Consider the following 15,001-nt stretch of genomic DNA (forward strand, 5'->3'; position numbering starts at 1 on the left):
ACCTGCGACCAATTGATTAAAAGTCAACTGCTCTACCAACTGAGCTAACGACCCGAAGTGGTGGGTGATGACGGGATCGAACCGCCGACCCCCTCCTTGTAAGGGAGGTGCTCTCCCAGCTGAGCTAATCACCCACTTCGGTACTTCACATTTTGACAGAAAATCCAGCTGGCGAGAAAGTGGTGGGTGATGACGGGATCGAACCGCCGACCCCCTCCTTGTAAGGGAGGTGCTCTCCCAGCTGAGCTAATCACCCCCGCTGTGTGGAGTCGCATTATAGGGAGAGTTGAAATTGAGTCAACGCCTTTTCTAAATAATTTGTTTGTTCGTCGTAAAATTAAACAAAGCGATCGCAAAATCAGCTTCGACGTATGATTTATAAACAAAAATGGTAAAGCGTGATGTTGAGGCGGGATCTACATTGAGGAATCAGCCTGTGGTGTTAGAATATTCCCCTATCAATTCCAAGAACACTGCCGGCTATCGGCATCTTTATTAAACGTAAGGCCAATTCATGAAAATCAAAACTCGCTTCGCGCCAAGCCCAACAGGCTATCTGCACGTTGGCGGTGCGCGTACTGCTCTCTATTCCTGGCTTTTTGCACGTAACCACGGCGGTGAGTTTGTGCTGCGTATTGAAGACACCGATCTCGAACGCTCCACCCCGGAAGCAATTGAAGCCATCATGGATGGGATGAACTGGCTGAATCTGGAATGGGACGAAGGCCCGTATTTCCAGACTAAACGTTTCGATCGCTATAACGCGGTTATTGATGAAATGCTGGAAGCAGGCACAGCATATAAATGCTACTGCTCGAAAGAACGTCTCGACGCGCTGCGTGAAGAACAGATGGCTAACGGTGAAAAGCCGCGCTACGACGGTCGCTGCCGCCATGATCATCAGCATCACGCCGCCGACGAGCCGTGCGTCGTGCGTTTTGCCAACCCGCAGGAAGGTTCGGTTATCTTTGACGACCAGATCCGCGGGCCGATCGAATTCAGCAACCAGGAGCTGGACGATCTGATCATTCGCCGTACCGACGGCTCCCCGACCTACAACTTCTGCGTCGTGGTGGATGACTGGGATATGGCGATCACCCACGTGATCCGCGGCGAAGACCACATCAACAATACCCCGCGCCAGATCAACATTCTTAAAGCGCTGAATGCGCCGGTGCCGGTGTATGCGCACGTATCGATGATCAACGGCGATGACGGTAAAAAACTTTCCAAGCGCCACGGCGCGGTGAGCGTGATGCAGTACCGTGACGACGGCTACCTGCCGGAAGCGCTGCTGAACTATCTGGTGCGCCTGGGCTGGTCTCATGGCGATCAGGAGATCTTCACTCGCGAAGAGATGATCGAGTTCTTCTCGCTGGGCGCGGTGAGCAAGTCTGCCAGTGCGTTCAACACCGATAAACTGCTGTGGTTAAACCATCACTATATCAACACGCTGCCGGCGGAATATGTGGCGACGCATCTGCAGTGGCACATTGAGCAGGAAAATATCGATACCCGTAACGGCCCGCAGTTGTCCGAGCTGGTTAAGCTGCTGGGCGAGCGTTGCAAAACGCTGAAAGAGATTGCCCAGAGCTGCCGCTACTTCTATGAAGAGTTCGCCGAGTTCGACGCCGATGCGGCGAAGAAACACCTGCGCCCGGTGGCGCGTCAGCCGCTGGAAGTGGTTCGCGATAAGCTGGCAGCCATTAGCGACTGGACATCGGAAAATGTCCACCATGCGATTCAGGCGACCGCCGATGAGCTGGAAGTGGGTATGGGGAAAGTGGGCATGCCGCTGCGTGTGGCCGTGACCGGCGCGGGTCAGTCTCCGGCGCTGGACGTCACCGTTCACGCGATCGGTAAATCCCGTAGCGTTGAACGTATCAACAAAGCGCTGGCGTTTATCGCCGAGCGCGAAAGCCAGCAGTCCTGAGGCCGAGCGTAAGCTAAAGCAAGCGGCAGGTTAATCCTGCCGTTTTTTTTCGCCGCTATTTTGTCGCGGGGCTAATACCTAACCGCGCCAGGAAGCCACTAATGCCATCGCGGGCAAGTAGATCCCGAAGGTGAGTTTGTTCTGCGGCGGTCATTAACTGCAGCGTATCGGCGATTTGCCGCCATACCGCATCCGCTTCATTGATAAAGTAGCCGCCGGGCTGTTCGGCGAGCTGATACTCTTCATTCAGATGACGAAATGCCGGAATATTGGTCAGAAAATCAATCACTGGCCGGTCGATGACAATCAAACGTGCACGCCCGCCTTTGACGCCGGGAATCGCCTCGGTTCGCCACTTTTGTTCTCGCGCCCAACGGTTGACCGTTTGTCTGGCCAGACCCAGAACTTCGGCAAGCTCCGCAGGCGTCATTTTTTCTTTTAGTTTCATCATTCTTATTTTACTGGCCGCGTATTCCAAGACGGTTTAACAACCCGGTAATGCCTTCGCGTAGCAGCAGCGACATTAGCTGCTTCTGTTCGCGATGAGTCATCTCTTTGCAGAGCGTAAGCAATAAGGGTTCGAGATCGGTCTCAGCGACCGAATAGGGCGAGGGCGTTTCCGCTACGCGCTGGGCATTGCGGATAAACTCCCGTACCTGCTCGTTAACGTGTACGAGACGCGCTTTGCCTCCCTGTACGCCAGGCCGCGGAGAAGTTTGCCACCCCTCTTTACGAACCCATTTATTAATCGTCTGTCGGCTAAAGCCAGTTAGATGCGCAATTTCTTCCGGAGTCATTCGTTCCTTGAGCATACTATTTCCTGAGTAAATATGTGGGAATTAGTGCTTCATGTTATAGCATCCTTTTACAGGAAATAGTGACATGTTTAACGCCTGCCTGCGATAAGGCTCGCATTGTCAGCTATTTGCCTGCTTTTTCAGCGATTGAATCAGGAGGGGTAATTTTGCCGTTGACACCTGGCGAAGGAATTCATATTATGCCGCCCGTCAACACGACACGCTTTACGTTACGGGGCTATAGCTCAGCTGGGAGAGCGCTTGCATGGCATGCAAGAGGTCAGCGGTTCGATCCCGCTTAGCTCCACCAAATTCTGCACCCAGCGGATTTGGTTCGTAAAGAGGTCCTGTGGGGCTATAGCTCAGCTGGGAGAGCGCTTGCATGGCATGCAAGAGGTCAGCGGTTCGATCCCGCTTAGCTCCACCAAAATTCGAACCCTCGCTACGGCGGGGGTTTTTGCTTTTGGCGCCGTCAATGTAAATGACGTTAAGCTTACGTCAGCGTGTATCGAGCAAATAAAAACCAACGTAATTTAGGAATTTTTCTCGGTTTATTTTCTTGCCTGCCATTATTAACCAACATACTATTTTCTGATTGCTTATAATTTTTTAGCCGCAGAGGTGTTGATTAACAATAATGACTGACATATTTAACATCAAAGTTAAAAAAACTCTGCTGGCGTTAATTGTTTGTTTGATTTTTATTCCGCTTTCTCGATTAATTTCTCCGCAAACCCTTATCGACGGAAAACAAATTTATCTGGCATGGCTACCATTAAGCGTCATGTACGCAACCATTTGTATTTTCGGTCGTTACGCCGTTGCTCCCTTGATTGTTGCGTTTGCAATTACTAATACATTTATAATAGATCTAACTTATACGCAGGCCGCTATCCTGTTATTCTGTCAGTTATTTTCCGTCTTTTTCACCTTCGCAATCATGCGCTCGTTGTCGGGGAAAAAATGGCGTAGCGGAAGGCCGGCCAAGCGCCATATTGGTCGCCGTATCTTCTGGGGCGGCTTCTTTGCCCCAATCCTGCTTAAGCTGACGATGTATCTGGCGGGGCGCTTCTTCGCTTTCCCGCTTGCCGTCTCAAGCTACTTTAGTACCGCCTCGATCATCTATTCCGTTATTGATATCCAAGCGTTGATATGCGCCGCCTTAATCTTTACGACCGCTTTCTATTATCCGATGAGAATGATAGTTAGCCCACGTTATCGGCGGGTGTTTTGGGCCCGTCATTGTCAACCGTGGCTGGTGAAAGAAAAAAGAACTTTTACCGTGTATTGGTTTATAGCATTAATCACAATCATGCTGGTGCTTTGCGCGCCTTTTGATTCCGATTTAATTGCCGGATATCTGGTGCCAATTATTTTCATTCTCTACTTTGTTGGTATTGGGCGGCTGGGGCATGAGTTAATTCGCATTACGTGGGCTATTTCGGCATTCTTTTTAGTCGCCTATAACAAAAACTTTCTGCAGGGCGTTCAATCGGGGTACTCCTTGTCATTTGTCCTGTCGGTGCTAATTTCATTCACGATTTGTTTGTTTTACATGACGGATATTTATTCGCGTAGCGACAGAATTAAACAACGCTGGCGCGATCGGGCTGAAGAGGATCCGTTAACCGGGTTACCCAATCTGCGGGCTCTGGAGGGACATTTGCGCCAGTCGCCGCGGGTGGTTATTAGCAGTCTGCGCATCGAAAACCTGGACTTCCTTAGCCGCCATTACGGCATGATGATGCGCGTAGAGTGCAAACGGCAAATAGCCCGCCGTCTGCAGCCGCTCCTGGATCACCGCGATAAAATTTATCAGCTCCCGGGTAGCGAGTTATTGTTGGTGATAGAAGGGCCGGATCCGGCTGCGCGGCTAAATCACATTGTCGCGATGCTTAACCACGCAAAATTTAACTGGCATAACCACGCTCTCGATTTAGAGTTTGGCGCGGCGTGGGGCAGCTACAGCGGCATTGAGACGGAATTACATCCCATGCTCGGCCAGCTTAGTTGGTTATCGGAGCAGGCTGGCGCCGTGCAGCGGGTGCTGGCGTTAGATACCGCGCAGGAAGAGGTTTCCGATCAAACGACCGAACAGGTGCGGATGCTGACGAAAATTAAACAAGCGCTGAACGAGCGTAATCTTCTGTTATATGCGCAGCCGATTCAGAATGCAGAAGGGGAAGGCTATTACGAAATCCTCACCCGTATGCGCTGCGGCGAGACGATTATCACCCCCGATCGTTTTATTCCGCTTATTGCACAGTTCAACCTCAGTCAGCGCTTCGATATGCTGGTGCTGGAAACGCTGTTCAGCCAGCTTGATCAACATCCCGGCCGACGTTTCTCCGTTAATTTGCTGCCGTATACGCTGATGCAAAAAGATAGCGCCGCACAGATTATCGCGCTGTTTAAGCGTTATCGCGTTTCGCCTGCTTATATCACGATTGAGATAACCGAAGAACAGGCGTTCTCGAATGCGGATACCAGCATGCATAATATTCAGCTGCTGAGCGAGTTCGGTTGCGCTATCGCTATTGATGACTTCGGTACCGGTTACGCTAACTATGAGCGTCTGAAAAGCCTGCAGGCGGATATCGTAAAAATTGACGGCTGCTTCGTGCACGAAATCGAGAGCGACCAGCTTGATGCGATTATCGTCAAATCCATTATCGAAATCGCGAGGGCGAAACAGTTAACGGTCGTCGCAGAGTACGTAGAGACCCAGGCGCAGAAGGCGATGTTACTGGCGCTGGGCGTCGATTATTTGCAGGGCTACTTGATTGGCAAACCACAGCCGTTAAGCGAATTGAAGGCGTAAAAAAGCCGGGCGATGCTACAGCCCGGCTTGTTATTTTATTAACGTCTGTTTGAGATTACAGTACCAGCGCAGCGATAGAGGCTGACAACACGCTGACCAGCGTGGAACCGTAAACCAGTTTCAGACCAAAGCGAGAAACCACGTTACCTTGCTCTTCATTCAGGCCTTTAATCGCCCCGGCGATGATGCCGATAGAAGAGAAGTTGGCGAAGGAGACCAGGAAGATGGAGATGATACCTTCCGCACGCGGGGAGAGCGTCGCTGCCACTTTCTGCAGATCCATCATCGCCACGAATTCGTTAGACACCAGTTTGGTCGCCATAATACTGCCCACCTGCAGCGCTTCGCTCGCCGGCACGCCCATCACCCACGCAACCGGGTAGAAGATGTAGCCAAGGATCCCCTGGAAGGAGATGCTGTAACCAAACCAGCCGGTAACGGTGGCGAACAGGGCGTTGAGTGCGGAAATCAGCGCGATAAAGCCGATCAGCATCGCCGCAACGATAATCGCTACTTTAAAGCCTGCCAGAATGTATTCGCCCAACATTTCGAAGAAGCTCTGACCTTCGTGCAGATTGGACATCTGCAGGTTTTCTTCGCTCTGCTCAACGCGATACGGGTTAATCAGCGACAGGACGATAAAGGTGCTGAACATGTTAAGCACCAGCGCGGCAACCACATACTTCGGCTGCAGCATAGTCATATAGGCGCCGACGATGGACATCGAAACGGTAGACATCGCGGTTGCCGCCATGGTGTACATACGGTTGCGCGACATTTTGCCGAGAATATCTTTATAGGCGATGAAGTTTTCCGACTGGCCGAGGATCAGCGAGCTGACGGCGTTGAAGGATTCCAGTTTGCCCATGCCGTTAACTTTCGACAGCACGGTACCGATAGCGCGGATGACAATCGGCAGAATGCGAATATGCTGTAAAATACCAATCAGCGCGGAAATAAAGACGATTGGGCACAAAACCTTCAGGAAGAAGAAGGCCAGACCTTTATCGTTCATGTTACCGAATACGAAGTTGGTGCCTTCGTTGGCGAAACCGAGAAGTTTCTCGAACATCTCAGAAAAGCCTTTCACGAAACCCAGACCGACATCGGAGTTCAGGAAGAACCAGGCCAGCAAAACTTCAATAACAAGTAATTGAATAACATAACGAATGCGGATCTGCTTACGGTTGTGACTGACCAGCAAGGCCAGTATAGCCACCACAACGATCGCGAGGACAAAATGCAAGACGCGGTCCATATTTGCTCCAAATATGAGGCAGGTTAAATTTCCGTGCACATTCTATGCAACAAGCCTAAATAAAACGAGATCGAATCCACACTATTGCAAGGATATGTGACCAATAACAAAAATAGTGATCAATCGTACATTTTTGTTATGTTATGCAAAGGTATTAAAAGTTGCATTAATGTACTAATCTGATGAAAGGCGCGTTGTCCACATCTTCACGCCCGTTTTGTTGTTTGGCCTACTATCGTTCCCTCCTATCAAAGCAATTATTATCACCTTTCTAAATGAACTTGATAATCATTCGCATTTTGATAGCATTAAACATAGCAAAGGCTATATTTCCAGGGGCAGAAAATGACTAGCAGTCGCGTTGAGAATAGCAGCGGTCGCGCAGCGCGCAAGATGAGGCTCGCACTGATGGGGCCCGCATTCATTGCTGCCATCGGCTACATCGATCCGGGTAACTTCGCCACGAATATCCAGGCTGGCGCCAGCTTTGGCTATCAATTGTTATGGGTAGTGGTATGGGCGAACCTGATGGCGATGCTGATTCAGGTGTTATCGGCCAAGCTCGGTATCGCCACCGGTAAAAACCTCGCGGAACAGATCCGCGACCATTACCCGCGCCCGGTGGTGTGGTTTTACTGGGTACAGGCGGAAATTATCGCCATGGCGACCGATCTGGCTGAATTCATCGGCGCGGCCATCGGCTTTAAGCTGCTGCTCGGCGTTTCCTTATTACAGGGGGCGGTGCTGACCGGCGTCGCCACCTTCCTGATCCTGATGTTGCAGCGTCGTGGGCAGAAACCGCTGGAAAAAGTCATCGGCGGGCTGCTGCTGTTTGTGGCGGTGGCCTATGTGGTCGAGCTTATCTTCTCGCAGCCGGCGATAGCGCCGCTGGCCAAAGGTATGATTATTCCGAGCCTGCCGAATGGCGAAGCGGTATTCCTTGCCGCCGGGGTTCTCGGGGCGACGATTATGCCGCACGTTATTTATCTGCACTCGTCGCTGACGCAAAACCTGCACGACGGCTCGCGCAAAGAACGCTATAACGCCACGCGTTGGGACGTGGCGATTGCGATGACCATTGCCGGCTTCGTTAACCTGGCGATGATGGCGACCGCTGCCGCTGCGTTTCACTTCAACGGTCACACCGGAGTGGCCGATCTCGACCAGGCTTATTTAACTCTCGAGCCGCTGCTTAGCCATGCCGCCGCGACGATTTTTGGTCTCAGTCTGGTTGCCGCCGGTCTCTCGTCGACTGTAGTCGGAACGCTTGCCGGGCAGGTCGTGATGCAGGGGTTTATCCGCTTCCATATTCCGCTGTGGTTTCGCCGGACAATTACCATGCTGCCATCGTTTATCGTGATTTTGATGGGGCTGGACCCGACGCGTATCCTGGTAATGAGTCAGGTGTTGCTGAGCTTCGGGATTGCGCTGGCGCTGGTGCCGCTGCTGATTTTTACCAGCGATGCGCGGTTAATGGGCGATCTGGTAAACAGTCGGTGGGTAAAACGCATCGGTTGGCTGATTGTGGTGATTGTGGTGGCGCTGAACGGCTGGCTGATTATTGGTTCCGCATTAGATTAAGGCGGACAACAAAAAAGGGAGCTTTCGCTCCCTTTATCAATTAGTGGTGCCCGTGGCCATGTCCTCGACCACCGCCCCAGCCACCGTGACGACCGCCCCAATCGCCACGGCGATCGTTCCAGCCTTCGCGATAACCGCGCTCGTAAGCACGACCGCGATCCCAGCCGCGTTTATCCCAACCGCGATGCCAGCCGTTATCATGGCGATGCCAGCGATGATCGCGCCATTCATAATGACGACGCCAGTAGTCACGGTCGCGCCAGCCACCACCGTCCCAGTAGTTACCGTAACCGTCACGATCGCCAATTTGTAATTTTACCGATGGCAGCAGGGTGATTTCACCAGCATTGGCGATAACCGGCGCACACGCCAGCAGTACCGCAGCCAGAATCAGTGACCTGAACATACTCTTCTCCTCACGATCGGGTCTTAAATGACCTGTTAACCAGATATTACGAGCCGGTAAAGAGGCGTAGCATCAGGGAACTCTTAAATCGCAAGAAATAGCATTTTTTGCCAAAGTAAAAATGAGTTTACACCGCAAGGATCGCGTCAATGGCGGCGCACTCTTCAGCGCTGAACTGGCGGTTGCTTAACATGCCCACGGCATCGTCCAGTTGCGCTGTCTTACTGGCGCCGATCAGCACTGACGTCACCTTATCTTCACGCAGTACCCAGGCTAACGCCATCTGTGAAAGCTTCTGTCCGCGGCGCCCGGCAAGGGCGTCAAGCTGGCGGACTTTTTCCAGCCGCTCGGCGGTGAGCTGTTCCGGCTGTAAAAAACGGCTATTGCTGGCTGCGCGCGAGTCTGGCGGAATACCGTTGAGGTAGCGGTTGGTCAGCTGGCCGCCAGCCAGCGGTGAAAACGCTATACTTCCCACGCCTTCGGCCTGCAGCATCGCTAATAATCCTTCTTCCACCCAGCGTTCAAACATCGAATATTTGGGTTGGTGAATCAGGCACGGCGTGCCGAGATCGTTGAGGATAGCAATAGCCTGACGCGCCAGCTCGAGCGGGTAGTTCGATAAACCAACGTAGAGCGCTTTTCCCTGGCGAACCAGATGATCCAGCGCGCGCATGGTCTCTTCCAGCGGCGTTTCCGGGTCCGGGCGGTGGTGATAAAAGATATCGACGTACTCAAGACCCATCCGCTTCAGGCTCTGGTCGAGACTGGCGACCAGATACTTGCGCGATCCCCAGTCGCCATAAGGACCATCCCACATGGTATAGCCGGCTTTACTGGAGATGATGAGTTCGTCGCGGTAGGGCAGAAAATCTTCTTTCAGGATCCGCCCAAAGTTGCTCTCAGCCGAGCCGGGCGGTGGACCGTAATTGTTCGCCAGGTCGAAGTGGGTAATACCAAGGTCGAAGGCGTGACGCAGCAACTGGCGGCTGACCTCTACCTGTGTTTCATCGCCAAAGTTATGCCACAGGCCGAGAGATATCGCCGGTAGCTTCAGGCCGCTGCGCCCGCATCGGCGGTACTCCATGGTCTGATAACGCGTGTTACTTGCCTGGTAAACCATACTTCCTCCGCATCAAAACAGGGTGTGTATACGTTTACACTAATCAATGTTGTATGCGGAGTATATGGGGAAAACGCGTAAATTTTGCTTTCCACCCTCTTTATTGCTCACAATCTGGACAGGTAAAGCGCATATCTAATACTCAGATTACCTGCACAATAACAAGGATTATGGATATGCAACCGACTTACACCATTGGCGATTATCTGCTGGATCGTCTCGTAGATTGTGGTATCGATCGCCTGTTCGGCGTGCCTGGTGATTACAACTTACAGTTTCTCGATCACGTGATAGCCCATCAAAATTTGGGATGGGTCGGCTGTGCTAACGAACTGAACGCGGCCTACGCCGCTGACGGCTATGCGCGCATAAAAGGCGCCGGCGCGCTGCTAACCACCTACGGCGTAGGGGAGTTAAGCGCGTTGAATGGGGTGGCCGGTAGTTATGCAGAACATATCCCTGTACTGCATATTGTGGGCGCGCCTTCTACCGGCGCGCAGCAGCGCGGCGAACTGCTGCACCATACGCTCGGCGATGGCGATTTCACCCATTTCTCGCGGATGAGCGAACAAATTACCTGTACCCAGGCGACGCTAACGGCGGGCAACGCCTGTCACGAAATTGACAGGGTATTAAGCGACATGCTGACCCACCACCGCCCTGGGTATCTGATGCTGCCTGCCGACGTGGCGAAAGCCCGCGCGGTGCCGCCAGCCCGCGCGCTGGTGATTAAGGGCCCGGCGGCCGATGAAAACCAGCTTGCCGGCTTCCGTGAGCACGCGGCCAAACTGTTACGCAGCAGTCGCCGCGTGTCGCTGCTGGCGGATTTTCTCGCCCAGCGTTACGGCCTGCAAAACACACTACAGCAATGGGTTAAGTCCGCGCCGATTACCCACGCCACCATGCTGATGGGAAAAGGGCTGTTTGACGAACAAGGCTCAGGTTTTGCCGGGACCTATAGCGGGATCGCCAGCGCGCCGCAGACTCGCGAGGCGATGGAAAGCGCCGATGCCATCATCTGCGTGGGTACGCGCTTTACCGATACGATTACCGCCGGCTTTACCCATCATTTGCCAACGGAGAAAACCATCGAAATCCAGCCGTTTGCCGCACGGGTTGGCGATCATTGGTTCAGCCGGATCCCGATGGATCAGGCGCTGGCGGCCCTCATTGATGTTTCTGGCAAGCTGTCCGCGGAATGGAGCGCGCCAGATATCATCGCGCCCGACGCTTCCGGCGCGCCGCAGGGCAATCTGACGCAGAAAAGCTTCTGGAGTACGGTCGAGAAACAGCTGCGGCCGGGCGATATTATTCTTGCCGATCAGGGAACCTCGGCATTCGGCATCGCCTCATTAAAACTTCCCTCGCAGGCGACGCTGCTGGTGCAGCCGCTATGGGGCTCTATCGGTTTTACGCTACCTGCCGCTTACGGCGCGCAGACAGCCGCCGCGGACAGAAGGGTGGTATTAATCATTGGCGATGGCGCCGCGCAGCTCACTATCCAGGAGATGAGCTCGATGCTGCGTGATAAGCAAAAACTGTTAATTTTGCTGTTGAATAATGAGGGCTACACCGTCGAGCGCGCGATTCACGGGCCGGAACAGCGCTACAACGATATCGCGTTGTGGGACTGGAGCCGCTTCCCTGATGCTTTTGCGCCGGATACGCCTTCCCGCTGTTGGCGGGTAACGCAAACCGGCGAATTGGCGGAGGCGATGGCCGATAGCGTTAACTCAGATAAGTTAACGATGGTCGAAGTCATGCTGCCGAAAATGGATATTCCTGATTTCTTACGTGCGGTCACCCAGGCGCTGGAAAATCGCAACAACCGCGGCTAATCGCCGCGGCGTTTGGCAATCATCAACGGCTTCCCGGCCAGCAGTAGCCAGGCCGGAAGCATCACGATACACAGCAGCGGCAGCAAGGTGGTATCCGGTACCACCACTGCCGCCATAAACAGGCTCAACCAGCCATCGCGGGTGACGACCAGCACCAGACCGAGGATCGCGCAGGAGATGGTAATGGCGGCCGGTACCGCTTCAACGTGCGCATGCAGCATTAGCCCCAGCGAGACGCCGACAAACACCGCCGGGAAAATACGCCCGCCGCGAAAGCCACAGGCGGCCGCCAGCACCAGCGCCGCCAATTTCACCACGGCAATGAGCAGAAAATCAGCGGCGCCAAGCGTCTGGCTGGAAGCCAGTTGCTGCATTTCGTCCAGGCCTTTAAACAGCGTAATATGGCCGCCAATAACGCCCAGGATCCCCAGTAAAAAACCCCCGATGCCGAGCATTAACACCGGATTTTTCAAGCGGTGGACGAGCGCGTGCAGACGCGGCAGACACCACACGGCGACCATGCCGACGGCGATGGCGATAAGCGTGACAATCGCGCCGCTGATGATATCGACGATGCGCAGGTGCGGATAGTGCGGGATTGGTAGGGTGAAATTGGGATGGAAAAAAATACCGGTCGTCAATGCGCCTGCCGCCGCCGCCAGCAACGGCGCGAACAGCCGGTCCCATAACGGAACGTCGCTGCTGCTATTGAGCGTTTGCGAAAAAATAAGCGCCGCGGCAACCGGTGTACCGAACAGCGCGCCGATGGTTCCCGACGCGGCAAGAATTGTCCAGTCCAGCGAACTTACCCGCGGAAACAGACGCGAGCCAAGGGCGACGGCAAGCGCGATATTGACGACCATGATCGGATGTTCCGGCCCGAGGCTAACGCCGCCGGCGAGGCCGAGAATCAACGCCGCCAGTAACCCCGGTAGCGCGCTGGTGGCGATGGGCGCGCCGATTAAGGATTCGGTTGCCGGATCTGGCCCACCATGTCCAGGACTGAAACGGACCACCAGCCCCACGGCAATCCCGGTGAGAGTGAGGATGGCTATTATCCATAGCGGACTATCGGCGGCAATGCCGACATGTGCCGGCAGGTCGCTCCACAAGATGCTCTGCAGAATTGCGGCGATCTTCATCGCCACAATCAATACCAGGCTGGAAGCGATGCCAATAATAATGGCCGGTATTGATAACAACAGCATCGTTCTGGCGCGCGGGTGCAGCATGAAGGGTTCCTTTTAAATGTCCTGAAGCGCTACTTTGCCTGTCTCTGTAAAGAGCTTCGGCGCAAATGGTGCTGAAACGATAAACTTAAGGCCAAACCTGACGTTGCGTGTATGAAATAAGATGCCGTGTTACATAGATTACAGTCTAATTGTGACCAATGTCGCTAAACTACCGGCGGCTGTACGTTGGTCGTTGTTGTTATGTCGCCATGAATTTACAGTGTGCGAAAAGAATTATTTTGACTTTAGCGGAGCCGTAACGGAATGACAAAATTTGCTTTAGTAGGAGACGTCGGTGGAACTAACGCCCGTCTGGCGTTATGTGATATCGCAAGCGGGGAGATTTCCCGCGCTAAAACTTATTCCGGGCTCGATTACCCAAGCCTTGAGGCCGTTGTACGCGTCTATCTCGACGAACAAGCCGTGAAGGTTGATGATGGTTGCATCGCCATTGCTTGCCCCATCACCGGCGACTGGGTGGCGATGACCAACCATACCTGGGCTTTTTCTATTGCCGAGATGAAAAAGAACCTCGGGTTCGCGCATCTGGAAATCATTAATGATTTTACCGCGGTGTCGATGGCGATCCCGATGCTCAAAGCCGAGCATCTGATCCAGTTCGGCGGCGCGCAACCGGCGGAAGGTAAACCGATCGCAGTCTACGGCGCAGGCACCGGTCTTGGCGTAGCGCACCTGGTACACGTTGATAAACGCTGGGTGAGCCTGCCGGGCGAGGGCGGCCACGTTGATTTCGCGCCGAACAGTGAAGAAGAGGGCATTATTCTCGAAGAGCTACGCAGCGAGTTGGGCCACGTGTCCGCCGAACGCGTTTTGTCCGGCCCTGGGTTGGTTAATCTGTACCGGGCGATTGTTAAATCCGATGGCCGTTTGCCGGAAAACCTACAGCCGAAGGACGTCACTGAACGTGCGCTGGCGGATACCTGCATTGATTGTCGCCGCGCGCTGTCGTTGTTCTGCGTCATTATGGGGCGCTTTGGCGGCAATCTGGCGCTGACACTCGGCACATTCGGCGGCGTGTACATCGCGGGCGGCATTGTCCCGCGTTTCCTTGAATTCTTTAAAGCGTCGGGTTTCCGCGGCGGATTTGAAGATAAAGGGCGCTTTAAAGCCTATGTGCAGGATATACCGGTCTATCTCATCGTTCACGATAACCCAGGCCTGCTGGGCTCCGGCGCGCATCTGCGCCAGACGCTGGGGCACATCCTTTAAGTCGTTTTCAGTCGGGCGGCGTCTGCCGCCGCCCATCTCACTACAGATTCATCAACTGGCGAAACTCTTTCACCTTACTGCGGCTAACCGGTACCTGAAATTCAAGGTCGCGTAGCCGTAGGACGTAGGTGTTGTTGAACCATGGTTCAATTTCGCGAATTTTATTCAGATTGACGCAGTACGAGCGGTGGCAGCGAAAGAAGTGCGCAGCCGGCAGCTTGCTGCAGAATTCAGTGATGTTCATCGGCATGACGAATGATTCACGGCGCGTATAAACGAAGGTCATTTTTTCATGCGCTTCCGCGTAATAAATATCGTGAATGCTGGTGACGATGATCCGCTCGTCTTTAATCAGATTAATGGTGTCGTTTTCGCGGGTTGGATTGTGCACGGGCGTGCCGCTTACCGCCACCTGCTGCTGTTGCTGCCAGGCGCTGGACAGTTTCTGCAACATATTAATAATCCGCGATTCCTGATAAGGCTTTAGGATGTAGTCAAACGCTTCCAGTTCAAAGGCTTCCACCGCATGTTCTTTCCACGCGGTGATAAAAACGATGAACGGCTTATGCGCAAACTGGCTAATATTTTGCGCCAGCAGCACGCCATCCAGAGAGGGAATATTGATGTCGAGAAAGATGGCATCGACTTTATTGTGCTGCAGGAATTTCAGCACGTCGAGACCGTCATCAAAGGTGCCGACAATCTCCATCTGGCTGTGAGTATTAATCAACCAGGTGAGTTCCTGCTGCGCCGGGAACTCATCCTCAACAATAATGACTTTCATG

The 15,001-nt window shown here is 53.4% G+C and carries 12 protein-coding genes and 4 tRNA genes; 7 read left to right on the forward strand and 9 right to left on the reverse strand.

All coding sequences use genetic code 11. The features are described 5' to 3' along the window. Positions 1-58: 58 nt before the first annotated feature. Both ABLV17_RS00005 and ABLV17_RS00010 read right to left on the reverse strand, forming a co-directional pair. Positions 59-134 (reverse strand) — tRNA-Val (locus ABLV17_RS00005). A 46-nt stretch (positions 135-180) separates the two neighbouring features. Next, positions 181-256: transfer RNA gene (locus tag ABLV17_RS00010), tRNA-Val, on the reverse strand. 258 nt (positions 257-514) lie between these two features. On the opposite strand from ABLV17_RS00010, the gene gltX reads away from it, so the two are divergent. Further along, positions 515-1,933: a glutamate--tRNA ligase gene (gltX, locus tag ABLV17_RS00015; protein WP_348854045.1), complete on the forward strand. Its 1,419-nt coding sequence runs from the start codon at positions 515-517 to the stop codon at positions 1,931-1,933. A 55-nt stretch (positions 1,934-1,988) separates the two neighbouring features. Here the strand turns inward: gltX and ABLV17_RS00020 are convergent, their stop codons facing one another. Beyond that, positions 1,989-2,384, reverse strand: a complete 396-nt coding sequence (locus tag ABLV17_RS00020) for a YfeC-like transcriptional regulator (protein ID WP_087860071.1) — start codon at positions 2,382-2,384, stop codon at positions 1,989-1,991. A gap of 7 nt (positions 2,385-2,391) precedes the next feature. Further along, on the reverse strand, positions 2,392-2,745 hold the full coding sequence (locus tag ABLV17_RS00025; RefSeq protein ID WP_013878158.1) for a YfeC-like transcriptional regulator: 354 nt from the start codon (positions 2,743-2,745) through the stop codon (positions 2,392-2,394). Between the two features lie 219 nt (positions 2,746-2,964). On the opposite strand from ABLV17_RS00025, the gene ABLV17_RS00030 reads away from it, so the two are divergent. From ABLV17_RS00030 to ABLV17_RS00040, 3 genes are all read left to right on the forward strand, one after another. Beyond that, positions 2,965-3,040 (forward strand) — tRNA-Ala (locus tag ABLV17_RS00030). A 41-nt stretch (positions 3,041-3,081) separates the two neighbouring features. Continuing rightward, positions 3,082-3,157: transfer RNA gene (locus ABLV17_RS00035), tRNA-Ala, on the forward strand. Between the two features lie 210 nt (positions 3,158-3,367). After that, positions 3,368-5,551, forward strand: a complete 2,184-nt coding sequence (locus tag ABLV17_RS00040; RefSeq protein WP_113374461.1) for an EAL domain-containing protein — start codon at positions 3,368-3,370, stop codon at positions 5,549-5,551. A gap of 55 nt (positions 5,552-5,606) precedes the next feature. Here the strand turns inward: ABLV17_RS00040 and nupC are convergent, their stop codons facing one another. Then, positions 5,607-6,809, reverse strand: a complete 1,203-nt coding sequence (gene nupC, locus ABLV17_RS00045; protein ID WP_013878156.1) for a nucleoside permease NupC — start codon at positions 6,807-6,809, stop codon at positions 5,607-5,609. 345 nt (positions 6,810-7,154) lie between these two features. Between nupC and ABLV17_RS00050 the strand changes: the two genes are divergently transcribed. Next, a complete protein-coding gene (locus ABLV17_RS00050) occupies positions 7,155-8,390 on the forward strand; it encodes an Nramp family divalent metal transporter (protein ID WP_087860073.1) in 1,236 nt (411 codons plus the stop codon). A gap of 40 nt (positions 8,391-8,430) precedes the next feature. On the opposite strand, the gene ABLV17_RS00055 is transcribed toward ABLV17_RS00050, so the two are convergent. Then, positions 8,431-8,796 (reverse strand): DUF2502 domain-containing protein, encoded by a 366-nt coding sequence (locus ABLV17_RS00055; protein WP_087860074.1) that lies wholly within the window; start codon positions 8,794-8,796, stop codon positions 8,431-8,433. A 127-nt stretch (positions 8,797-8,923) separates the two neighbouring features. Next, complete coding sequence (mgrA, locus tag ABLV17_RS00060; RefSeq protein ID WP_348854046.1) at positions 8,924-9,916, reverse strand: L-glyceraldehyde 3-phosphate reductase; 993 nt, start codon at positions 9,914-9,916, stop codon at positions 8,924-8,926. A 176-nt stretch (positions 9,917-10,092) separates the two neighbouring features. Here mgrA and ABLV17_RS00065 point away from each other — a divergent pair, with 176 nt between their 5' ends. Continuing rightward, a complete protein-coding gene (locus tag ABLV17_RS00065) occupies positions 10,093-11,754 on the forward strand; it encodes a thiamine pyrophosphate-binding protein (RefSeq protein WP_308959044.1) in 1,662 nt (553 codons plus the stop codon). Here the strand turns inward: ABLV17_RS00065 and ABLV17_RS00070 are convergent. Continuing rightward, positions 11,751-12,986 (reverse strand): ion channel protein, encoded by a 1,236-nt coding sequence (locus ABLV17_RS00070; RefSeq protein WP_308959043.1) that lies wholly within the window; start codon positions 12,984-12,986, stop codon positions 11,751-11,753. The genes ABLV17_RS00065 and ABLV17_RS00070 overlap by 4 nt on opposite strands. Before the next feature lie 264 nt (positions 12,987-13,250). Between ABLV17_RS00070 and glk the strand changes: the two genes are divergently transcribed. Then, positions 13,251-14,216 (forward strand): glucokinase, encoded by a 966-nt coding sequence (gene glk, locus ABLV17_RS00075; RefSeq protein ID WP_113374457.1) that lies wholly within the window; start codon positions 13,251-13,253, stop codon positions 14,214-14,216. Positions 14,217-14,256: 40 nt separating this feature from the next. Here glk and ABLV17_RS00080 read toward each other — a convergent pair whose 3' ends face one another. Next, a complete protein-coding gene (locus ABLV17_RS00080) occupies positions 14,257-15,000 on the reverse strand; it encodes a LytTR family DNA-binding domain-containing protein (RefSeq protein WP_087860079.1) in 744 nt (247 codons plus the stop codon). Position 15,001 lies beyond the last annotated feature (1 nt).

Origin of the sequence: Klebsiella sp. CN_Kp091 (assembly GCF_040065095.1) — a bacterium.
Lineage (GTDB): Bacteria > Pseudomonadota > Gammaproteobacteria > Enterobacterales > Enterobacteriaceae > Klebsiella > Klebsiella aerogenes.

Coding starts and splice junctions, on each gene's coding strand:
- glk (WP_113374457.1), top strand. CDS start 13,251: ATGACAAAATTTGCTTTAGTAGGAGACGTCGGTGGAACTAACGCCCGT.
- mgrA (WP_348854046.1), bottom strand. CDS start 9,916: ATGGTTTACCAGGCAAGTAACACGCGTTATCAGACCATGGAGTACCGC.
- ABLV17_RS00025 (WP_013878158.1), bottom strand. CDS start 2,745: ATGCTCAAGGAACGAATGACTCCGGAAGAAATTGCGCATCTAACTGGC.
- ABLV17_RS00080 (WP_087860079.1), bottom strand. CDS start 15,000: ATGAAAGTCATTATTGTTGAGGATGAGTTCCCGGCGCAGCAGGAACTC.
- ABLV17_RS00070 (WP_308959043.1), bottom strand. CDS start 12,986: ATGCTGCACCCGCGCGCCAGAACGATGCTGTTGTTATCAATACCGGCC.
- ABLV17_RS00055 (WP_087860074.1), bottom strand. CDS start 8,796: ATGTTCAGGTCACTGATTCTGGCTGCGGTACTGCTGGCGTGTGCGCCG.
- ABLV17_RS00065 (WP_308959044.1), top strand. CDS start 10,093: ATGCAACCGACTTACACCATTGGCGATTATCTGCTGGATCGTCTCGTA.
- ABLV17_RS00020 (WP_087860071.1), bottom strand. CDS start 2,384: ATGATGAAACTAAAAGAAAAAATGACGCCTGCGGAGCTTGCCGAAGTT.
- ABLV17_RS00050 (WP_087860073.1), top strand. CDS start 7,155: ATGACTAGCAGTCGCGTTGAGAATAGCAGCGGTCGCGCAGCGCGCAAG.
- gltX (WP_348854045.1), top strand. CDS start 515: ATGAAAATCAAAACTCGCTTCGCGCCAAGCCCAACAGGCTATCTGCAC.
- ABLV17_RS00040 (WP_113374461.1), top strand. CDS start 3,368: ATGACTGACATATTTAACATCAAAGTTAAAAAAACTCTGCTGGCGTTA.
- nupC (WP_013878156.1), bottom strand. CDS start 6,809: ATGGACCGCGTCTTGCATTTTGTCCTCGCGATCGTTGTGGTGGCTATA.